The sequence below is a fragment of the Caballeronia sp. SBC1 genome (assembly GCF_011493005.1).
GTDB lineage: Bacteria > Pseudomonadota > Gammaproteobacteria > Burkholderiales > Burkholderiaceae > Caballeronia.
Genome location: NZ_CP049156.1, coordinates 2707824 through 2728292, shown reverse-complemented (window position 1 = coordinate 2728292; position 20469 = coordinate 2707824). Strand labels below are relative to the sequence as shown.

Below are 20469 nucleotides of genomic sequence, written 5' to 3'. Positions count from 1 at the left end.
ATGACCAGCGTGCACATCCTGTTGCCACGGGCGTCAGCGGACTTGCTCCCCGCCGGCTTGCTGCCCGATTCCCCGCGCCGGCACACACTCCGTCCCTCACGGTTCCTGTGGGGCGCCACCGCTGCATTTGTTGTGGTGGCGGCCGGGTCGGTATTTCAATGCGCAGCGGCTTACGCCGGGTTGCTCAGCGGATGCGTAGCGGCTTTGACCGTGACTGCCGCGTTGGCCACTGCGGCCTGGGGCGGCGAGCGGCGCCGACCCGTTGCGTTCGAGATTGGACAAGATGGTTTGACCACATGGGATCGCGCCGGGAACGCACAATACCGGCGCATTGCAGGTTGCGCCCAGTGGAGCGACCGCTTGCTTGCCCTCACCCTGGTCCCGGCGGCAGGCCGCCCGGCATCGTTTCTGGTGGCCGCCGACGCGCCCGCCGACGCCTCCGCGTTCCGTGAGCTGGCCGTGCGCGCCCGGCGTTGCGCCCAGGAACATCTGTAACCCGTGTAACCGCCGGTCAGCATCCCGCGTGTTCCAGCGGCGTAACGCTACAATAGCCCTCCGCGTAGCACCCCCAAAGTTAACGGATTTCCCAGGTGAGCGAAAAAGAAATCGATCAGGTACTGGTCGAACGCGTGCAAAAAGGCGACAAAGCAGCGTTCGAGCTACTGGTCGCCAAATATCAGCGCAAAATCATCCGGCTTATCTCCCGTCTCGTGCGGGATCCCGCCGAGGTTGAGGACGTCGCGCAAGATGCCTTTATCAAGGCTTATCGCGCGTTGCCGCAATTTCGCGGAGAATCGGCGTTTTATACTTGGCTTTACCGGATTGCGGTGAACACCGCGAAGAACTACCTTGCCACTCAGAGCCGGCGTGCTCCAACTTCTACCGAAGCTGATGCAGAAGAAGCGGAAACTTTCTCCGATGCAGACCAACTAAGGGATATCAACACGCCCGAGTCGATGTTGATGAGCAAGCAGATCGCACAGACGGTCAATGCTGCGATGGCGGTTTTACCGGAAGAGTTGCGCACCGCCATTACTCTTCGTGAGATTGAAGGTCTGAGCTACGAGGAAATAGCCGAAATGATGGGTTGCCCTATTGGAACCGTCAGATCAAGAATTTTTCGTGCTCGCGAAGCCATTGCGGCAAAATTGCGTCCGTTGCTGGACACTCCCGAAGGCAAGCGCTGGTAACGGTGCAAATGCGCGGGGCAGGGACGCGGTATCTGAGTCAGGTAGTGTCACTACGGGGTGCAGTCAAGATGGGGAGCATCATGGGGTCGGTTTCGGTGCAATCGCAAGCTAGCTCGCGAGGCGAGCGTCTGTCCGCTTTTGTCGATGGAGAATCGTTCGACGGTTCGGTCGACATCAGCCATTTTCTTTCCGGGTTTACGCAGAAGGATCGCGCGGCGTGGTCGGATTTCCACTTGATCGGCGACGCCCTGCGTTCCGACGATCTTGCGGCAAGTCCTGCAGCCAGCAGCGCGTTCATGAACGCGTTCTCGGCGCGTTTCGAGGCCGAAGCGCACGTATTCGCGCCCGCGGCCATTCCGGCGGTCTCCGCCGAGCGCTTGCGTTCGCGGCTGTTCCGCCGCCGCGTGGTACCCGCGTTCGCCGTCGCGGCTGCGGCTGCCACGCTGACGTGGATCGTCGTGCCGCAATTGCAGGGCGTAGACGGCCACAACAGCGCGCAGATGGCGTCCTTGTCGTCGGATCATGTGCAGCGCGTGGCCATGGCTTCCATGCCTGCCGCCAGCACGCGCTCGCCAGTCGTCGAAGCGAATATCATTCGCGACGCAAGCCTGGACCAGTATCTCGAAGCGCATCAGCAATTCTCCCAACAGCCCGTCATGCCGGGCTCGATGCCTCTGATTCGCACTGCGGCTACCAGCCAGGCCAATAACTGATGCAACGTGTGCGGTTGAAGAAAACGACTCATTGGGGGCGGTTGCCGGCGTTGATGTTCTGCGCAGCCGCGTTGTTATCCGCGGCATCGAGTGCTTTTGCGCAAGGCGACGATTCCGCCGCCGCGCGCAAGTCCGCTGCGGAACTGCTCAACCGGATTCACGACGCCGCACAGCAGCAGAACTTCGAGGGCACCTTCGTCTACCAGCGTGGGACAACGGTGCAATCGTCGCGGATTACCCATTCGGCAGCGCGCAGCGACGGTGAGTTCGAATCGCTGGAGAGCATGGACGGCCAGCCTCGCAAGATGCTTCGCCACGACGACGACATGTACACGTTCGTACCTGAACGGCATTTGGTGGTCGTCGAAAAACGCCAGAACAAGGACGCGTTCCCGTCGTTGCTGACAACCAGCAGCGAGCAGGTCCTGACGGTTTACGAGCCAAAAATGCTGGGGCCGGACCGTGTCGCCGGGATCGACAGTCAGGTGATCGAGCTTGATCCGAAAGATGCCTGGCGTTTTGCCTACAAGCTGTGGGCCGACTCGAAAACCGGTCTTCTCCTGCGTGCGCAGACGCTTGGCCCCGACGGCCAGGTGCTCGAACAGCTTTCATTCTCGCAAGTTCAGATTGGCGGGTCCGTGGACCGCGCGGCCATTGCGAACGGGATCAAGAACATAGCCGGGTGGACGGTCGTGCGCCCGCCGGTTCAGCCTGTCGATATGGAAGCGCAGGGCTGGAAGATCACCCCTGCCGTGCCGGGTTTCCGCGAGATTCGCGAGTTGCGCCGGCCGATGGCGTCGCGTGAAGAAGGTCAACCGCCTATTCCTGTCGATCAGGCGGTTTTCTCTGACGGACTCGCGGCAATCTCGATTTTTGTCGAGCCCGTTGAAAAAAATTCCCGCAAGGAAGGTGCGGGTAATAGCGGCGCGACACACGTGCTGGTCAAGCGCCGCGGGGATTTCTGGATTACCTTGCTGGGCGAAGTGCCCCAGGCCACGTTGCAGCAATTTGCTTCTGCCATAGAATACAAGCCTTCCAAGTAATTCCTCGGCCCACCACGATATGAGCAATCTCTCGCTGCGCACCTATTTCGCGGCCGCGGCGTTTGCCGCATGCCTGCCGCTCGCGACCTTCGCGGCCACAGCAACGGCAACGGCGCCCGCGTCGACGCCCGCGCCTGCTGCCGCAACGGTCGCGGTGCCGGGAGTGAATTTGCCGGACTTCACCACACTCGTCGACAAAGTAGGTCCGTCCGTCGTCAATATTCGTACGACAACTCGCGTCAGCAGCAGCAACGATCTGCACGGCTTGCCACCCGGCATGGACGAAGGCGATATGTCGGAGTTTTTCCGCCGTTTCTTCGGTATTCCGATGCCCGGCACGCCGGGTTCGCCGCGCGGCGGTGGTGGAAGCGGTAGTGGGAACGGCGGGAACGGCGGAAGCGGAGGCGGCGATCAAGGCGGCGACAGCGGTAGCGGCAGCGCTCCGCAGGACAACACTCCGGACAATTCGGAGCAGAGCAGCGGCGTGGGCTCGGGTTTCATCATGTCGGCCGATGGTTACGTGATGACCAATGCCCACGTGGTCGACGACGCGGACACCATCTACGTCACGCTCACGGACAAACGCGAATTCAAGGCGAAGCTAATCGGTGTCGATGAACGCACGGACGTGGCGGTCGTCAAGATCCAGGCGACAAGCTTGCCGGCCATTACCATCGGCGATTCGAACAAGGTGCGTGTGGGTGAATGGGTGCTGGCAATCGGCTCGCCGTTCGGGCTCGACAACACGGTGACGGCGGGTATTGTCAGCGCGAAGGGGCGTGACACGGGTGACTATCTGCCCTTCATCCAGACTGACGTCGCGGTGAATCCGGGTAATTCGGGTGGCCCGCTGATCAATATGGCGGGCGAGGTGATTGGCATCAACTCGCAGATCTACAGCCGTACGGGCGGCTTCATGGGGATTTCGTTCGCGATTCCTATCGATGAAGCCATGCGCGTCGCCGATCAACTGAAGACAACGGGCAAGGTCACGCGCGGCCGCATTGCGGTGGCGATCGGCGAGGTCACGAAGGAAGTGGCGGATTCGCTTGGGCTTCCGAAGGCGCAGGGCGCGCTGGTGAGCAGTGTGGAAGCGGGCGGGCCGGCCGACAAGGCGGGTATCCAGCCGGGTGACATCATCCTGAAGTACAACGGCCACGACGTGACCACCGCGACAGACCTGCCGCGCATGGTCGGTGACACGAAGCCGGGCACGAAGGCGACGATCACCGTGTGGCGCAAGGGCGAGTCGCGCGATTTGCCGATTACCATCGCGGAAATGCAGCCGGACAAGGTCGCGAAGGCTGAGACCAAGAAGACGCCGCCGCCGAAGGCAAGCGCAAGCAATACGCTCGGCATTGCGGTGAGCGACATTCCGGCTGACCAGAAGAAGGCGCTGAAACTCACCAACGGCGTGATGGTGGATGCGGTTGAAGGCCCAGCGGCGCGTGCCGGCTTCCAGAAGGGCGACATCATCCTGCGGATTGGCGATACGGATATCACGAGCGCTAAGCAATTCGACGCGGTCGCGCAAAACGTTGACCCGAGCAAGATGGTCGCGGTGCTGGTGCGCCGTGGGGACAACACGCAGTTCGTGCCGTTGCGCCCGCGTGCGCCGGTGCAGAAATAAGCACGATGAGCGCGCTTAAGCTTTACGGGCGCGCATGGTGCCACCTGTGTGAAGACTTGCGCGCCGGGCTTGAGCCGATTGCGGCTGAGTTCGGCGTCGCGATCGAGTGGATCGATATCGACACCGATCCCGCGCTCGAAGCGCTATACGACGAGCTCGTGCCCGTTCTGGTGCTGGATGGCGTGGAGTTATGCCACTACCGGCTGGACGAAACGCGTGTGCGGGATGCGCTCCTAAACACGCTTTTAAGCACACCCGGCACGCGTATAAGTCCCTGAGCAATCGGACCTTTCCCGTAAAATCCGCCGTCAGCCCGCCTTTTCGGCTAAAATAGATAAGTTTTTCACCCCCATTTTCAAGGCGTGCTCCGCGTTTGTCTGGGCGCGCCTTTTTGCTTGATCGGCACTGAATGAATCATATTCGTAACTTCTCGATCATTGCGCACATCGACCACGGCAAGTCGACGCTCGCCGATCGCATCATCCAGTTGTGCGGCGGCTTGTCCGATCGCGAGATGGACGCGCAGGTGCTCGACTCCATGGATCTCGAGCGCGAACGCGGTATCACCATCAAGGCGCAAACCGCCGCACTGAGCTACAAGGCGCTCGACGGTCAGGTCTACAACCTGAACCTGATCGACACCCCGGGCCACGTCGACTTCTCGTACGAGGTCAGCCGCTCGCTGTCCGCCTGCGAAGGCGCGCTGCTCGTGGTCGACGCCAGTCAGGGCGTGGAAGCGCAGACGGTCGCCAATTGCTACATGGCAATCGAGCTGGGCGTGGAAGTCGTGCCGGTCCTGAACAAAATCGACCTGCCCGCAGCAGATCCCGAGAACGCGATTTCAGAAATTGAAGACGTGATCGGGATTGATGCAACCGATGCTACGCGTTGCAGCGCCAAGACAGGCCTCGGCGTGACCGACGTGCTAGAGGCGCTGATCGCCAAAGTGCCGCCGCCGAAGGGCGATCCGGACGCACCACTGCAGGCGCTGATCATCGATTCATGGTTCGACAATTACGTCGGCGTGGTCATGCTCGTGCGTATCAAGAACGGCACGCTGCGCCCGAAAGACAAGATCAAGATGATGGCGTCCGGCGCAATTTATCCGGTCGAAAGTCTCGGCGTGTTCGCGCCGAAAGCCACGAATCTCGCGTCGCTGTCGGCGGGGCAGGTGGGCTTCATCATCGCGGGCATTAAAGAATTGCAGGCGGCGAAAGTTGGCGATACGGTCACCACCGTCGCACGTCCGGCCGAAGCGCCGCTGCCAGGTTTCAAGGAAGTGAAGCCGCAAGTGTTCGCGGGTTTGTATCCGATCGAAGCGAACCAATACGACGCACTGCGTGAATCGCTGGAAAAGCTGAAGCTCAACGACTCCTCGCTGCAATACGAGCCGGAAGTGTCGCAAGCGCTCGGTTTCGGTTTTCGATGCGGCTTTCTCGGTCTTCTGCACATGGAGATCGTGCAGGAGCGGCTCGAGCGCGAGTTCGACATGGACCTCATCACCACGGCGCCGACCGTGGTGTACGAGGTCGTGAAGCGCGATGGCGTGCTGATCCAGGTCGAGAACCCGGCCAAGATGCCGGAGCCTTCGTACATTGAAGAAGTGCGCGAACCGATCGTGACCGTGAACCTGTACATGCCGCAGGAGTATGTGGGCGCGGTGATCACGCTCTGTACGAACAAGCGCGGCCAGCAGATCAACATGCTGTATCACGGGCGCCAGGTTCAACTCACGTATGAAATCCCGATGGCGGAAATCGTGCTGGATTTCTTCGACCGGCTGAAGTCCACATCGCGCGGTTATGCCTCCATGGACTACGAGTTCAAGGAATATCGCGCGTCGGACGTGGTGAAAGTCGACATGCTGATTAACGGCGACAAAGTCGATGCGTTGTCGGTGATCGTGCACCGGTCGCAGAGCCAGCATCGCGGGCGCGAAGTGGCGTCGAAGATGCGCGAGCTGATTCCGCGGCAAATGTACGACGTGGCAATCCAGGCGACTATTGGCGCGAACATTATCGCGCGCGAGAACATTAAAGCATTGCGTAAGAACGTTCTGGCAAAGTGCTACGGCGGCGATATCTCGCGAAAGAAAAAGCTTCTGGAAAAGCAGAAGGCCGGCAAGAAGCGCATGAAACAAGTCGGTTCGGTCGAGATTCCGCAAGAAGCTTTCCTCGCGATTCTTCGCGTCGAAGATTAATAAAACAACCGGAAACGATTGATGAATTTTGCGTTGATTCTTTTGGTGCTCGTCATCGTGACGGGGATTGCGTGGGTGTTCGACAAACTGGTGTTTGAGAAGCAACGGCGCCGGGCAGCAGACGCAGCGGTAGCGGATTTCGATCAACAGCAGGCACGCCTTGAGCCTCGTTTCGCCGATGAACACGCGCCGCAAACGCGCGCTCGCCTGCGCGATGAAAAGCTCCGTCAGCCGTGGTACCTGGAATATTCCGCGAGCTTCTTTCCGGTGATCCTGGTCGTGTTCGTGGTGCGCTCGTTCGTGGTCGAGCCGTTCAAGATTCCGTCGGGGTCCATGGTGCCAACACTGTTGGTGGGCGACTTCATCCTCGTTAATAAATTCGAATATGGTTTGCGTCTGCCAATCAGCAATACCAAGCTGACCAGCGGCACGCCGCTCAAGCGTGGTGACGTAGTCGTGTTCCGTTATCCGAAAGACGAGTCGGTGGATTACATCAAGCGCGTGATCGGCCTTCCTGGTGATACGGTTGCATACCAGGACAAGAAGCTGACCATCAACGGCAAGCCGGTTCCGGAAACGCCGCTGCCCGATTTCTTCGACGATGAACGCATTGGTTATGCGAAGCAGTTCGAAGAAGATCTTGATGGCCGCAAGAACGCGATCCTGAATAACGCGCAAGTGCCGCCGTTCGTGATCGGCGCCGACGACTTCCCGTTTCGAGACAACTGCAACTACAACGCTCAAGGCGTCATCTGCAAAGTGCCGGCGGGTAACTATTTCATGATGGGCGACAACCGCGATAACAGTGCAGACAGCCGTTATTGGGGCTTTGTGCCGGATGCGAATATCGTCGGACGCGCATTCTTTATCTGGATGAACTTCAGCAGTTTGAAACGCATTGGTGTGTTCCATTGAAGCGCGTTTTTGAGCCGTATCAGAAGCAGTAACTTCGTTCGACAACTACGCCGCGTCATCGCGGCGTAGTTGTTATTGCAAGCCACGTTTGAGCCGTCTAGAAACAGCACGAAGAATCACGGCTAACGTGTGCTTGTCGTGTCATTTTCCTTGCGGTTTTTCGGCCTTTCGGCTGGATTCGCCCCTTCCGGCGCCCGCGTTATACTCTGCCCATGCCCTCAACCCCGTTGGAAAGCCGGCTCCAGTACGAATTTCGCAATGCGGAATTGCTGCGCCAGGCGATGACCCACCGTAGTCACAGTGCCACGCACAATGAACGACTCGAATTTCTCGGAGATTCCGTTCTAAATTGCGTGGTGGCTGCGCTTTTGTTCCAGCGATTCGCAAAACTCGATGAAGGCGACCTTTCTCGCGTCCGGGCAAATCTCGTCAAGCAGCAGTCACTTTATGAGATTGCGCAGGCGCTGAATGTCTCCGAGGCGTTGCGGCTGGGCGAGGGCGAGTTGCGCAGCGGCGGCTTCCGCCGCCCGTCCATATTGGCCGACACACTCGAAGCCATCTTCGGCGCAGTTTTTCTGGACGGAGGTTTTGACGCCGCGCTCCAGGTCATCAAGCGGCTCTACACGCCAATTCTCGACCACATCGATCCACGCACGATTGGTAAAGACGCGAAGACGCTGTTGCAGGAATATCTGCAAGGTCACAAGATCGCATTGCCGACCTACACGGTCGTGGCCACGCACGGCGCGGCGCATAACCAGCAGTTCGAAGTTGAATGCACGGTGCCGAAGCTTGAGGTGAAGGTGTCGGGTTCCGGTGCGAGCCGGCGTGCGGCCGAACAGGCTGCGGCAAAGAAGGCGCTTGACGAGCTGGCTTCCGCCGCGCCGGCCATGACGGCGAAGCCGAAGCGCAAGGGTGCGCGCGCAGCCAAGCAGGTGGAGCCGGAAATCGTGCCGGGCGTGACGGGCGTGCAGGCGGCTCTCGATCTGCGTGCACCGGACCGGCGTGAGCGCGCACGTGCCAGCAGCGCCAGCAGTAATAGCACCACTGGTCATGGCAGCAACACGCATAACGATCCCGAGCGGCCGGCCACTGCGCCATTCGCGGTGATTCGCGCGTCGCATGTGGAACCGTCGGCGGGGGCATTCGCCAGCGCGGAAAAAACCGAGCGGACGACGATTCATCGGGCAGAAAAGACAGAGAAGGCCGAGAAAGCAGCAACTGAGATGCCGGTGGCCCGAAGCGAAAACACGGACAAGCCATCGGCCGTGCACGTCGAACCCGCAGTGGATAACGCTGTGCATAACCCGGTGGAAAAAAGCGCTGCGAAGGCAGATAGTGCGGGTGAGAAGGCGGTCGCGAAGCAGGCTGACAAGCAAGCCGACAAGCCCGCAGCAAAAAGTGCTGAAGCATCTGCTGCCGAGAAACCCGCAAGCCCCGCACGGCAGCGTGAAGACGTGCCTGCGGCGCATTCCGCAACAGCCTCGAAGGGCGCAGAGAGCGTTGACGCGAAGGTCGAAGCACACCTGGAAGAAAGCGTCGATGAAACCGTCGTACGTGCCGCCGATACCGGCCATTAATGCAGGCGCTGACGCCCGCCGCTAAAGCTCGCAAGCTACCGAACACCCGCCTGATCACGACGCTACGCGTCCCCACGAATTTACCGAATCCGCAGCCGCACACATTATGAACGCTCCCACTCCCTCTGGTTTCCGCTGCGGCATGGTCGCGATCGTCGGTCGGCCGAACGTCGGCAAATCGACCTTGATGAACGCCCTGGTCGGGCAGAAAGTCAGCATTACGTCGCGCAAGGCGCAGACTACGCGCCACCGCATCACCGGCATTCACACGCTGGACGACGCGCAGTACATTTTCGTCGATACCCCCGGGTTCCAGACCAAGCACAGCGGCGCGCTGAACCGTTCGCTGAACCGCGCGGTCACGTCGACGCTGACATCCGTCGATGCCATTCTGTTCGTGATCGAAGCGGGCCGTTTCGGTCCCGACGACCAGAAGGTGCTCGACCTGATTCCAAACGACACGCCTTGCCTGTTGATCGCCAACAAACTCGATCACGTGAGCGATAAGGAAACGCTCTTTCCGTTCATGCAGAAAATGAGCGCGCTGCACGACTTCAAGGAAATCGTGCCGATGACGGCGAAGCATCCCGACGACATCACGCGTCTGATGACAGTCGTGAAGCCGTATTTGCCGGAAGGCTCGCCTATCTACGGCGAAGACGATCTCACCGATCGCAGCGAGCGGTTTCTCGCCGCCGAAATCCTGCGCGAGAAAGTGTTCCGCTGGACTGGCGACGAATTGCCGTACACGAGCACGGTGCTTATCGATAAATGGGAAACCGAAGGACGCCTGCGCCGCATTTTCGCGACCATTCTCGTCGAACGCGATACCCACAAAGCGATGATCATCGGGCAGAAGGGCGCCAAGCTGAAGCAGATCAGCACCGAAGCGCGCCTCGATATGGAACGGCTCTTTGATGGCCCCGTGTATCTCGAGACCTTCATCAAGGTGAAGAGCGGCTGGGCGGACAACGAAGCGGGACTGCGCGCCTATGGGTACGAATGACGCGTGGATGACCCAGTCTTCCGACGCAGAATCCGATCCGCTCGCCGACGATAACTTCAGCACCGACGAGCCTTCAGCGCCTGCGCCTAAAAGGCGCCGGACGGTGCCTGCGTCTGCAAAATCCGCCGCGCCAAAAGAGTCGAAAGCGGAATCCAAAGAACCCAAGGCCCCAAGACCACCGCGCGCCGCGCCGCGCTCGGACTTTCGTATCGCCGAGCAGCCGTCGTTTGTGCTGCACAGCTATCCGTATCGCGAGACGAGTCTCGTGCTAGACGTGTTCTCACGCGATCACGGCCGCGTTGCGCTGGTCGCCAAGGGCGCCAAGCGACCGCATTCCGCGTTGCGCGGCGTACTGCAAACTTTCCAGCCGCTGGGGTTATCGTGGACGGGGAAGGGCGAAGTCCGTACCTTGACGCAAGCGGAATGGGTGGGCGGCATGTTGCCCCTTGCCGGCGACGCGTTGTTATGCGGCTTCTACGTCAACGAATTGCTCGTCAAGTTCTGCGCCCGTGAAGACGCGCATCCCGTGTTGTTCAATCATTACGTGCTGACGTTGTCGCGTCTCGCGCACGGTGAGCCCGCCTTGCATGCGCTACGCTCCTTCGAACGTGTTCTGCTGCGCGAAACCGGTTACGCGATGGCGTTGAATAAAACCATCACGCGCCAACCCGTTCTCGCCGATCAGAAATACGTCTTCGATCCCGAACGCGGTGTGCGCGACGCATCGGATGATGTACCGTCGCAATGGCCGGTGATCGCCGGTCAAACCCTTCTCGATATGGAGAAGGACGAATACAGCCGCCCGCAGACGGCCGCGCAAAGCAAGACGCTGATGCGCTTTCTGCTGAACGTGTACCTTGGCGGCACGCCGCTCGCCACCCGTCAAATCCTGATCGACCTGCAAAATCTATGAGCTTCTTTCTCTCGTCGCCCGCGAACGTGATCGATCTGGGCGTCAACATTGATCACGTCGCCACGCTGCGCAACGCGCGCGGCACGTCGTACCCCGACCCGATCCGCGCCGCGCTGCAAGCCGAAGAAGCGGGCGCGGATGCCATCACGCTGCATTTGCGGGAAGATCGCCGGCATATTGTCGATGCCGATGTCCACGCGCTGCGTCCGCTGCTCAAAACCCGAATGAATCTTGAGTGCGCGGTGACGCAGGAAATGCTGGATATTGCGTGCGGTGTGCGTCCGCATGACGTGTGTCTCGTGCCCGAAAAGCGTCAGGAACTCACGACTGAAGGCGGGCTTGATGTCGCCGGGCAATTCCAGGCCGTGAAAGCCGCGTGCGAGCAATTGCGTCAAGCGGGCGCACGGGTGTCGCTGTTTATCGACGCGGATGAAACGCAGATCCGCGCCGCGCACGAAGCCGGCGCACCGGTGATCGAATTGCATACCGGTTGTTATGCCGAAGCCCACGACGAAGCCACGCAGCAGAAGGAGTTCGAGCGCGTGGCGCGCAGCGTCGATTTCGGCAATTCCCTGGGCTTGAAAGTGAACGCCGGGCACGGGCTGCATTACACCAACGTCCAGCCGATCGCGGCATTGGAAGGTATCGTGGAATTGAATATCGGCCATGCGATCGTTGCGCATGCCATCTTCGCCGGCTGGGACAATGCGGTGCGCGAGATGAAAGCGATCATGGTGGCATCGCGCCTTGCCGCGACTGCATCGCGATAAACGATAAGCCATAAACGATAACCGCTGGCAACCCAGCTCAGGAACCCAACTCAGGTCCAACGATGGCGATCTATGGAATCGGTACCGATCTCGTTCAAGTGAGCCGCGTGGCAGGCGTGATGGAGCGCACGAAAGGGCGCTTCGCCGAGAAGGTGCTCGGGGCCGACGAACTGCGCATTTACCACGCGCGTAAAGCACGCTCCGAAGTCCGCGGCCTCGCATTTCTCGCGACGCGTTTCTCCGCGAAGGAAGCGTTTTCGAAGGCGATCGGACTTGGCATGCACTGGCCGATGACGTGGCGAGCGCTGCAGACGCTCAACGAGCCGAGCGGCAAGCCGAAGATTGTCGCGTCGGGAGAACTCGCCGACTGGATGGCGGTGCGTGGTATCACCGCCCAGGTCACGATCACCGATGAACGCGATTACGCGGTGTCGTTTGTGATCGCGGAAACGCACGCGAACACTCAAGCAAACCCAGAACCAAACACAGCAACAAAAACCCCCTGACTTAGTCGCTCTCAATTAATCGCTCTCAATTTGAACTCGTTAAAACGCATTCCCGGGCCGGTCATGCTCGACGTGGCCGGCACCACCCTCTCCGACGCCGACATTCGCCGTATCGACCATCCGATGACCGGCGGCATCATCCTCTTCGCACGGCATTTCCAGGATCGCGCGCAACTCGTCGCGCTGACTGACGCTATTCGTGCAGTTCGTGACGACATCCTGATTGCCGTCGATCACGAAGGCGGCCGCGTGCAGCGTTTCCGTACCGATGGCTTCACCGTTTTGCCCGCGCCGGGCAAGCTGGGCGAGCTGTGGGATCGCGACGTGTTGCTGGCGACGAAAACCGCGACCGCGTTCGGTTATGTGCTCGCGGCAGAACTGCGTGCGTGCGGCGTCGACATGAGTTTTACGCCTGTGCTAGACCTCGATTACGGGCAATCGAAGGTGATCGGCGATCGTGCGTTGCATGGCGACCCGCGCGTGGTGACAATGCTCGCCAAGAGCCTGAACCACGGTCTTGCACTCGCCGGCATGGCCAATTGCGGCAAGCATTTTCCGGGGCACGGGTTTGCATCGGCGGATTCGCATGTGGCCATGCCTGTGGACGACCGTTCGCTCGAAGACATCCTCGCCGCCGATATCAAACCGTACGACTGGCTGGGCATGTCTCTGGCGTCGGTGATTCCGGCGCACGTGATTTACCCGCAGGTCGATGAAAAACCCGCGGGCTTTTCGCGAGTCTGGCTGCAGGAGATCTTGCGCGGCAAGCTGTGTTTCAACGGCGCGATTTTCAGCGACGACCTGTCGATGGAAGCCGCCCGCGCCGGAGGAACGCTGACCGAAGCGGCCACGGCGGCGCTCACGGCAGGCTGCGACATGGTGCTGATCTGCAATCAGCCGGACGAAGCGGAGAAGGTGCTGGAGCGGCTTACGTTCGTGCAGACGAAGGCGTCGCAGACGCGCTTGCGGCGGATGCGGCCACGAGGCCGCGCGTGGAGCTGGGGCAAGCTCATGGAGCAGGTGGAGTATCAGCAGGCGCGGGCGTTGGTGAAAAGTGCGCTGGGCTGAAGCGCTTTCTAATGTAGAACGAAGGCGAGTGCAGATAAGCGCAGCTGTAAAAAAAGCCGCTGGTTCGAAGGAACGAGCGGCTTGTTTCAAGCACGGTCCAGTCACTCCAGCTTCATGCGCTGGAGCTTGTTGTAAAGCGTCTTGGGGCTGATCCCGAGCAGAGTGGCCGCGCGGTGCCGCGTGCCGCCCACCGCTTCCAGCGTTGCACGAATCAGCATGTCTTCTACATCGGCGAGCGCCGTGCCCACTGTCACCTGCACGCTGCTGCCGTTGAGTCCGCGTCCGCCTGCGCCGGCTTGCTCATCGGCACGCAAGGTTTCGATGACATCGCCGGATGCGTGATACGCGCGCCGCACTCGTTCGCGCAGCTCGCGCACATTGCCGGGCCATTCGGTCGCCAGGCACTCGCGAATGAAATCCGGGCTCACGCGTTTGGGCGCGCCGCTCGTGATGCCGCTCATGTGGTTCTCGCGATTCAGTTCATCGACGAAATGCTCGGCCAGCAACGCAATATCGTCGCCCCGGTCGCGCAAGGGCGGCAAGGCGATCGACGACGCGTTCAGGCGCAGGAACAGATCCTCGCGCAATTTGCCGTCGGCAACCGCGTCTTTCACCGGCGTCCGCGTCGCGGCGAGCAGGCGGAAGTCCGTCACGATCTTGTTGCTGCCGCCCACGCGCATGAAGGTCTGCGAATCGAGCGCGCGTAGCAGCGCTTCCTGCTGCGGGATCGGCAATGCATCAATCTGATCGAGGAACAGCGTCCCGCCGCCCGCTTGCTCAAGCAAGCCGGGTTCACGATTCTCCGCGTCGGCAAACGCACCGCGTTCGTGGCCGAACACCAGGCTTTCCATCGAACGATTGCTGGTTTCGTTGGCCGCGGCGCAGTTGAACGAAACGAACGGGCCTTTGCGGCGGCGGCTCATCTCATGCAGCGTGCGAGCAGCGATTTTCTTGCCAGTGCCGCTTTCGCCGCAGATCAACACGGCCGCTTCCGTGGGCGCGGTGTGTTCAATCAGATCGTAGACATGCTGGATCGCGCCGCTGCGACCAAGCAATCCACCGAAATAGCCGAGTTCTCGCAGCGTGGAGCGTAACGCCCGTACTTCTTCCGTCAACTCGTAAGGGCGCGGAATACGGGCGAGCAAGCTGCGCAAGCGCGGAATGTTGACCGGCTTCAGCAGATAATCCCAGATCCCTTGGCGCAAGCCCTCAATAGCGCTCTCCACCGTCGCGTTACCCGTCATCACAATCACAGGCAGCGCACCACCGGGCGGTTGGGCCGGCAGGTTGTGAAGCAGGTCGAGACCGCTGCCGTCGGGCAGGTTCAGGTCGACCAGCACGACGTCCGGGATGAAGCGCGTCAAGGCAGAGCGCGCTTCGGCCAGCGTGGTCGCGGTATCGACGGAAAAGCCGTCGGCCGCGAGGATGGCGGACAGGCCGGAAAGGCTATTGGGATCGTCTTCGACAATCAAAGCGTGTGGCATGGCGGACACAACGTATCAAATGGTCTGAAATGCGTTCCGTGCCGGTCGCCTTCAATGGCGAGATCCAGCGGCGGACGCCTCGATGCCCGGCTACGTCGGCGTGGGCTGTTGGCGGGATGACGTAAAGATGTCAGTTTCCGCCCAAGCTTCCAGCCCTCTCCCGACGTTGCGGGGTCTTTGTCCTGCGCTTCCTGATGTGTTCCTGAGCGCCGGTTTTGTCTAAGCATGGGTCTACTAGCACGACTTGCTCCCGACGCAAACGCTCAGCCGGTCGACGTGACATGGGCGTGCTATTGCGGCTTCACGTTCAGCTCGTTCTTGACCGACTGCACGCCTTCCACGCCACGCGCGACCGCCACCGCTTTTTGAATCTGTTCCGGCGAATTCACGAAGCCCGACAACAGCACTTCGCTCCGATACGTCGTCACACTCACTGCCAGCGACTTCAGGCCCGGATCGGCGAGTAATGCTGCTTTCACCTTGGCGGTCAGTGCGGAGTCGGCGGTGTATTCGCCCGCCGATTCATGCGATGGTGTCGACGAACATCCTGCCGTGATCGCGATTACCGGTACGGCGCATGAAACAGCAAGAACAAGACGGGTGAGGACGGTTTTTGTAATGGGCATGGTCGTGTCGCATGTTGTTGTTGGAAAATTCGACGCCGTCACAGCGCAGTCACAACTAGCACAGCAGGTTTCATGCCATCATCGCGTTTATGAAAAATCAAGGTTTTTAGCAGTCAACATCGCATCCCATGCAGGGATCACTGGGAAATTTCGAGAAACGGTCCGGTAAAGTTTGCCTGAATTGGCAATAATGTTCAGCAAAAAGAAAAAGCGCCCCGAAGGGCGCTTTTTTAATTCTTTTTTACCTGGAGCGTACAAGCCGGCCTTGGCAGCCGGCCAGCCGAAGCCTTAAGCGCGGCTGCGGTACTCGTTGGTACGCGTATCGATTTCGATCTTGTCGCCAATGCCGCAGAACAGCGGCACTTGCAGTTCGAAACCCGTAGCGAGCTTGGCGGTCTTCAGGACCTTGCCCGACGACGTGTCACCCTTTACCGCCGGTTCCGTGTAGATGATTTCGCGAACCAGCGTGGTCGGCAGTTCCACCGAGATGGCTTTCTCGTTGTAGAACACCACTTCGCACGGCATGCCGTCGGCGAGGTAGTGCAGGGCGTCGCCCATCATGTCCGCTTCGACTTCGAACTGGTTGTAGTCGGCGTCCATGAACACGTACATGGGGTCGGCGAAGTACGAGTACGTCACTTCCTTGCGGTCGAGCTGGACGACCTCGAACTTGTCGTCCGCCTTGTACACCGATTCCATGTTGCCGGCGGCAAGCAGGTTACGGAACTTCATCTTCACGACCGCGGAATTGCGGCCGGATTTGTTGTACTCGGCCTTCAGCACGACCATGGCATCGCTGCCGATCATCACGACGTTGCCGACGCGGAGTTCTTGTGCGGTCTTCATATTGAAAAACTGTCCTGTACGAAAATGTGAGCCTGATCGCTGCAGTGTGGACGGCCGGCTCGTGGCAGGGTTGCTCGCATAACCGAAATTAAGTCGCAAACCCGGGCGCTGTAGCCGCCTCACTGACTATTCATTGACTAGGGTAACCATGGTTACCCTTCCCACCGTGCTCATTCCACTGTGTCCACTGGGGAATTGCCCGGAACTGATGGCGTTCCGAACTGCAAGCCGTTGGATAACCGCTTATTTTAACTGAGTTTTCGCGAATTCCGCCAGATTTCCAGCCAGATCGTCAACGCTCGCCAGTTCTGTCGCCCAATCGGCGGCTCGCCGTTCCAGCAGCGCGCGGTTTTGCCAGAAATCGTCCCAATTTGGGGTGCCAGCGCCGTTCCACGCGTGCCAGAAGCGTTCGAGCGAGGTCCGCGCCCCATCCGGCAAGCCGTTCGCGTAGTGCGCGAGCGCGGCGTCGAGCTTCGGCAGATGGGCGTCGTCGCCTTGCGGGTAGATATGCCAGACAAACGGCTTTTGCGCCCATTGCGCCCGTACGAAGGAATCCTCGCCGCGCACGAAATTCAGGTCGGCGGCCCAGAGCAGGGCGTCGAAAAGCGGCTGTTCGACGAAACCCAGCGCGTACGCCGAGAGCGATCCGCTTGTCGCCTTCGCCCCTGCCCGAAAGTCCGGCAAGCCGAAAAACCGGGCGACCGCGCCGGAAATGCGTCCTTCCGGCACGAGCAACGCGATCGGCGTGGCGCAATCGCGCCATTGTTCGAGCAGCGTATCGATGGCCGGATTCTCGTACGCGAACATTGAAATGACGGTCGTGCCGGACGGCGGCGGTGCGATGCCGACGCGCGCGTGCCACCAGGCATCGCGATCAAACGCCTCGCGCTCGGCATCCAGCTTGCGCTCTTTCAGCACACCACCGGTACCGGGACCCAGGCCGGGAAAAAAGAACGTCTTGTCGAGCGCGTAGCGCGGATGAGGCGACGGCCTCAGATGAAAATCCGCGACCCAGTCCTCCGCGCTCAGATATTCGAGATTCAGCCACACGGGCTTCTTCTCGCGGCGCGCCATCGCGCTCACGTACACCGCCGGCAATTCGCAGCCGAACGCCTCGATCACGACATCGGCGATCTGCAGCGTGTCGCCGGCATGCGACGGCGCATGCCAGTGCTCGATCATCACGCCCGCCGCGCTTTGGCGGTCGAGCGCGGGATCGACCGCGGGGCAGAGCGCGTGAAAGGCCTTGAGGTCATCGACGAACAGCCGCACTTGCCAGTCGTGTTCGCTGGCCAGTTGGCGCGCGAGCCGCCAGCAGACGCCGATGTCGCCGAAATTGTCGATGACCGCGCAGAAGATGTCGCACGCTATGTTGGTGGCCGGAGCGCTGGTGTCGACGCTGGCTTGGCCAGAAGCAGCCGGCAATTGTTCCGATGAAGACGGCATGTGCAATAGAGCGGCGATGAACCGCTAATGAATGGTGAAGAATGGTGGACAGCGGTTTGAACTAAACTGGCGCTTTTAAGGATAACGATTCGCGCGGCGCGCTGCGTTACGGTTGAGTTACGGTTGGGTCAGTGCTTGCCTGCACGAGAGTGCTTGCCAACGTGTTACTCGGGTGACTCGGGCGTGCTTTTTTCGCGCTTCGTCCATGCTCCGCCCGAAAACAATAAAACTATTTTGCTGAACTCAAGCTGCGCACTTCGCGCCATCATCCCCGCATGACAGACTCCGACGTTTTCGACCCCAAAAAAACCCTGGCTCAGTTGCCGCACTTGCCGGGGGTATATCGCTATTACGACGAGCATGGCAACGTGCTGTACGTCGGCAAGGCGCGCGACCTGAGAAAACGCGTGTCGAGCTATTTTACGAAGACACTGCTTTCTCCGCGCATCGCGATGATGGTCACGCGCATCCGCAAAATTGAAACGACGGTCACACGGTCCGAAGCCGAAGCGCTGCTGCTCGAGAATAATCTGATCAAGGCGCTCGCGCCGCGCTACAACATCCTGTTTCGCGACGACAAGTCGTATCCGTATTTGAAGCTCACCGGCCATAAGTTTCCGCGCATGGCGTATTACCGTGGCGGCGTAGACAAGAAGAATCAGTACTTCGGCCCGTTCCCAAGCGCGTGGGCCGTACGCGAAAGTATCCAGATCCTGCAGCGCGTTTTCCAGTTGCGCACCTGCGAGGATTCCGTCTTCAGCAATCGCACGCGACCCTGCCTGCTGCATCAGATCGGGCGTTGTACCGGTCCGTGTGTCGGCTTGATCAACGAGGAGGATTACGCGCGCGATGTGTCGAACGCATCGCGTTTCCTGCTCGGACGGCAGGGCGAAGTGATGAAGGAACTCGAGCAGAAGATGCACGCGTTCGCCGCCGAGCTCAAGTTTGAACAAGCCGCGGCGGTGCGTAACCAGATGAGCTCGCTGTCCACCGTGCTGCATCAGCAGGCCATCGAAGTAGGCGGCGATAACGACGTCGATATCCTCGCGGTCGTGGCGCTTGGCGGCAAGGTGTGCGTGAATCTCGCGATGGTGCGCGGGGGCCGGCATCTTGGCGATAAAGCCTATTTCCCGACGCACGTGGAAGCGGCGTTGGCCATAGAAGACGCGATGCCGGAAGAGCTTGCCGGCGATGACTTCGTCGATGGCGTGGCGAATATCGTTATCGAACAAGTCGATGCGCAGGCCGACGAAACCGCACTGCCGCCCGGCACGCTCGCGGCGCGCGAGAAGGATTTCGAAGCCCACGCTACTACGAGTGAAATGCAGGAGGAGATTGCTGAAACCGGAGCCGCGCCGCTGGATGAGGCGACGGAATCGGAACGTCAGGGCGCGCTCGAAGCCGAGGTGCTGGAGGCGTTCATCGCGCAGCATTACATTGGCAATCGCGTGCCGCCGGTGCTGGTGGTGAGCCACGCGCCGACGAACCGCGAGCTCGTCGATCTGCTGATCGAACAGGCGGGGCACAAGGTCGTGGTGCTGCGTCAGCCGCAGGGACAAAAGCGCGCGTGGCTTTCGATGGCTGAATCGAATGCGAAGCTCGCGCTCGCTCGGTTGTTGTCCGAACAGGGTTCGCAGCAGGCCCGGACGCGTTCTCTTGCCGATACGCTGAGCCTTGAAATGGACGATCTCGCGCAGTTGCGGATCGAATGTTTCGACATCAGCCACACGATGGGCGAGGCGACTCAGGCGTCGTGCGTGGTGTATCACCATCACAAGATGCAGTCGGCCGAATACCGGCGCTACAACATCACCGGCATCACGCCTGGCGATGATTACGCCGCCATGCGCCAGGTCCTCACGCGCCGCTACGAGAAGATGCTGGCGCAGGCCGCTGCGCGAGCCGCTGATGAACCGCAGCAGGAAGCAGTGGAAGCAGTGGACGCGGAGGCCGAAGCGCAAGTGGAGCATACCGGTCCCGCCGAAGCCGATGTCGCCGAACCGGTGCCATCGGGCGGCCGCTTGCCGAATATCGTGTTGATCGATGGCGGCAAGGGGCAGGTCGAGATCGCGCGGCAAGTGTTCGCTGAACTGGGCCTCGATCACGGCATGCTGGTCGGTGTAGCGAAGGGGGAAGGGCGCAAGGTGGGCCTCGAAACCCTGATTTTCGCCGATGCCCGCGCACCGCTCGAACTGGGCAAGGAGAGCGCGGCGCTGATGCTTGTCGCGCAGATTCGCGACGAAGCGCACCGCTTTGCGATTACCGGCATGCGCGCGAAACGGGCGAAGACGCGGCAGACATCCCGGCTCGAGGAACTGGAGGGCATTGGTGCGAAACGGCGCCAGCGGCTGCTGTCGCGCTTCGGCGGTTTGCGCGGGGTGCAGGCGGCGAGCGTGGAGGATCTGGCGAGCGTCGAAGGCATTTCGCAGGCGCTGGCCGAGCAGATCTACCGGCAGTTGCATTGAGCGCAACGTCCGGCCGTCCGGCCCGTCGGCTTGTGACATATAGGGCGACGCGGCACAATGGCACCTCT

At 60.5% G+C, this 20469-nt stretch carries 19 protein-coding genes; 15 read left to right on the top strand and 4 right to left on the bottom strand.

All coding sequences use genetic code 11. The features are described 5' to 3' along the window. From SBC1_RS12025 to nagZ, 14 genes are all read left to right on the top strand, one after another. A complete protein-coding gene (locus tag SBC1_RS12025; RefSeq protein ID WP_165987729.1) occupies positions 1–495 on the top strand; it encodes a hypothetical protein in 495 nt (164 codons plus the stop codon). 95 nt (positions 496–590) lie between these two features. Then, complete coding sequence (gene rpoE, locus SBC1_RS12020) at positions 591–1190, top strand: RNA polymerase sigma factor RpoE (protein ID WP_047844769.1); 600 nt, start codon at positions 591–593, stop codon at positions 1188–1190. 80 nt (positions 1191–1270) lie between these two features. Beyond that, entirely contained in the window at positions 1271–1903 is a 633-nt protein-coding gene (locus SBC1_RS12015; RefSeq protein WP_165092174.1) for a sigma-E factor negative regulatory protein, read from the top strand. Beyond that, positions 1903–2946 (top strand): MucB/RseB C-terminal domain-containing protein, encoded by a 1044-nt coding sequence (locus SBC1_RS12010; RefSeq protein WP_165092173.1) that lies wholly within the window; start codon positions 1903–1905, stop codon positions 2944–2946. Before SBC1_RS12015 ends, SBC1_RS12010 begins: the two co-directional genes overlap by 1 nt. Before the next feature lie 19 nt (positions 2947–2965). Then, the gene (locus SBC1_RS12005; protein ID WP_165092172.1) at positions 2966–4576 is read left to right on the top strand and encodes a DegQ family serine endoprotease; all 1611 of its coding nucleotides are present in this window, start codon (positions 2966–2968) and stop codon (positions 4574–4576) included. Between the two features lie 5 nt (positions 4577–4581). Continuing rightward, positions 4582–4854 carry a glutaredoxin family protein gene (locus SBC1_RS12000; RefSeq protein WP_370469562.1) on the top strand — a complete coding sequence of 91 codons (273 nt, stop codon included), beginning with the start codon at positions 4582–4584 and terminating at the stop codon, positions 4852–4854. A gap of 131 nt (positions 4855–4985) precedes the next feature. Next, on the top strand, positions 4986–6776 hold the full coding sequence (lepA, locus tag SBC1_RS11995) for a translation elongation factor 4 (protein ID WP_165092171.1): 1791 nt from the start codon (positions 4986–4988) through the stop codon (positions 6774–6776). Between the two features lie 21 nt (positions 6777–6797). Next, positions 6798–7691 (top strand): signal peptidase I, encoded by an 894-nt coding sequence (gene lepB / locus SBC1_RS11990; RefSeq protein ID WP_165092170.1) that lies wholly within the window; start codon positions 6798–6800, stop codon positions 7689–7691. 212 nt (positions 7692–7903) lie between these two features. Beyond that, positions 7904–9271, top strand: coding sequence for a ribonuclease III (rnc, locus tag SBC1_RS11985; protein ID WP_165092169.1), 1368 nt, complete (start codon positions 7904–7906; stop codon positions 9269–9271). A 106-nt stretch (positions 9272–9377) separates the two neighbouring features. Continuing rightward, positions 9378–10277: a GTPase Era gene (gene era, locus SBC1_RS11980; RefSeq protein WP_165092168.1), complete on the top strand. Its 900-nt coding sequence runs from the start codon at positions 9378–9380 to the stop codon at positions 10275–10277. Next, on the top strand, positions 10264–11190 hold the full coding sequence (gene recO, locus SBC1_RS11975; RefSeq protein WP_165987727.1) for a DNA repair protein RecO: 927 nt from the start codon (positions 10264–10266) through the stop codon (positions 11188–11190). Before era ends, recO begins: the two co-directional genes overlap by 14 nt. Next, positions 11187–11960, top strand: coding sequence for a pyridoxine 5'-phosphate synthase (pdxJ, locus tag SBC1_RS11970; RefSeq protein WP_165092166.1), 774 nt, complete (start codon positions 11187–11189; stop codon positions 11958–11960). Before recO ends, pdxJ begins: the two co-directional genes overlap by 4 nt. A gap of 62 nt (positions 11961–12022) precedes the next feature. Beyond that, a complete protein-coding gene (gene acpS / locus SBC1_RS11965) occupies positions 12023–12466 on the top strand; it encodes a holo-ACP synthase (protein WP_165092165.1) in 444 nt (147 codons plus the stop codon). A gap of 63 nt (positions 12467–12529) precedes the next feature. Further along, on the top strand, positions 12530–13534 hold the full coding sequence (gene nagZ, locus SBC1_RS11960; RefSeq protein ID WP_165988830.1) for a beta-N-acetylhexosaminidase: 1005 nt from the start codon (positions 12530–12532) through the stop codon (positions 13532–13534). Between the two features lie 101 nt (positions 13535–13635). Here nagZ and SBC1_RS11955 read toward each other — a convergent pair whose 3' ends face one another. From SBC1_RS11955 to earP, 4 genes are all read right to left on the bottom strand, one after another. Then, the gene (locus SBC1_RS11955) at positions 13636–15018 is read right to left on the bottom strand and encodes a sigma-54 dependent transcriptional regulator (protein ID WP_165987725.1); all 1383 of its coding nucleotides are present in this window, start codon (positions 15016–15018) and stop codon (positions 13636–13638) included. A 290-nt stretch (positions 15019–15308) separates the two neighbouring features. Beyond that, positions 15309–15644 (bottom strand): BON domain-containing protein, encoded by a 336-nt coding sequence (locus SBC1_RS11950; RefSeq protein ID WP_165987723.1) that lies wholly within the window; start codon positions 15642–15644, stop codon positions 15309–15311. Between the two features lie 288 nt (positions 15645–15932). After that, positions 15933–16490: an elongation factor P gene (gene efp / locus SBC1_RS11945; RefSeq protein WP_165092162.1), complete on the bottom strand. Its 558-nt coding sequence runs from the start codon at positions 16488–16490 to the stop codon at positions 15933–15935. 243 nt (positions 16491–16733) lie between these two features. After that, positions 16734–17936, bottom strand: a complete 1203-nt coding sequence (earP, locus tag SBC1_RS11940; RefSeq protein WP_165092161.1) for an elongation factor P maturation arginine rhamnosyltransferase EarP — start codon at positions 17934–17936, stop codon at positions 16734–16736. 275 nt (positions 17937–18211) lie between these two features. On the opposite strand from earP, the gene uvrC reads away from it, so the two are divergent. Next, positions 18212–20401, top strand: a complete 2190-nt coding sequence (gene uvrC, locus SBC1_RS11935; RefSeq protein ID WP_165987721.1) for an excinuclease ABC subunit UvrC — start codon at positions 18212–18214, stop codon at positions 20399–20401. Positions 20402–20469: the final 68 nt, after the last annotated feature.

What these genes read in the sequence shown, in the direction of transcription:
- SBC1_RS12025 (WP_165987729.1), top strand. Translation starts at nt 1, where the DNA reads ATGACCAGCGTGCACATCCTGTTGCCACGGGCGTCAGCGGACTTGCTC.
- SBC1_RS12015 (WP_165092174.1), top strand. Translation starts at nt 1,271, where the DNA reads ATGGGGTCGGTTTCGGTGCAATCGCAAGCTAGCTCGCGAGGCGAGCGT.
- SBC1_RS12010 (WP_165092173.1), top strand. Translation starts at nt 1,903, where the DNA reads ATGCAACGTGTGCGGTTGAAGAAAACGACTCATTGGGGGCGGTTGCCG.
- SBC1_RS12005 (WP_165092172.1), top strand. Translation starts at nt 2,966, where the DNA reads ATGAGCAATCTCTCGCTGCGCACCTATTTCGCGGCCGCGGCGTTTGCC.
- SBC1_RS12000 (WP_370469562.1), top strand. Translation starts at nt 4,582, where the DNA reads ATGAGCGCGCTTAAGCTTTACGGGCGCGCATGGTGCCACCTGTGTGAA.
- lepA (WP_165092171.1), top strand. Translation starts at nt 4,986, where the DNA reads ATGAATCATATTCGTAACTTCTCGATCATTGCGCACATCGACCACGGC.
- lepB (WP_165092170.1), top strand. Translation starts at nt 6,798, where the DNA reads ATGAATTTTGCGTTGATTCTTTTGGTGCTCGTCATCGTGACGGGGATT.
- rnc (WP_165092169.1), top strand. Translation starts at nt 7,904, where the DNA reads ATGCCCTCAACCCCGTTGGAAAGCCGGCTCCAGTACGAATTTCGCAAT.
- era (WP_165092168.1), top strand. Translation starts at nt 9,378, where the DNA reads ATGAACGCTCCCACTCCCTCTGGTTTCCGCTGCGGCATGGTCGCGATC.
- recO (WP_165987727.1), top strand. Translation starts at nt 10,264, where the DNA reads ATGGGTACGAATGACGCGTGGATGACCCAGTCTTCCGACGCAGAATCC.
- pdxJ (WP_165092166.1), top strand. Translation starts at nt 11,187, where the DNA reads ATGAGCTTCTTTCTCTCGTCGCCCGCGAACGTGATCGATCTGGGCGTC.
- acpS (WP_165092165.1), top strand. Translation starts at nt 12,023, where the DNA reads ATGGCGATCTATGGAATCGGTACCGATCTCGTTCAAGTGAGCCGCGTG.
- nagZ (WP_165988830.1), top strand. Translation starts at nt 12,530, where the DNA reads ATGCTCGACGTGGCCGGCACCACCCTCTCCGACGCCGACATTCGCCGT.
- SBC1_RS11955 (WP_165987725.1), bottom strand. Translation starts at nt 15,018, where the DNA reads ATGCCACACGCTTTGATTGTCGAAGACGATCCCAATAGCCTTTCCGGC.
- SBC1_RS11950 (WP_165987723.1), bottom strand. Translation starts at nt 15,644, where the DNA reads ATGCCCATTACAAAAACCGTCCTCACCCGTCTTGTTCTTGCTGTTTCA.
- efp (WP_165092162.1), bottom strand. Translation starts at nt 16,490, where the DNA reads ATGAAGACCGCACAAGAACTCCGCGTCGGCAACGTCGTGATGATCGGC.
- earP (WP_165092161.1), bottom strand. Translation starts at nt 17,936, where the DNA reads ATGCCGTCTTCATCGGAACAATTGCCGGCTGCTTCTGGCCAAGCCAGC.
- uvrC (WP_165987721.1), top strand. Translation starts at nt 18,212, where the DNA reads ATGACAGACTCCGACGTTTTCGACCCCAAAAAAACCCTGGCTCAGTTG.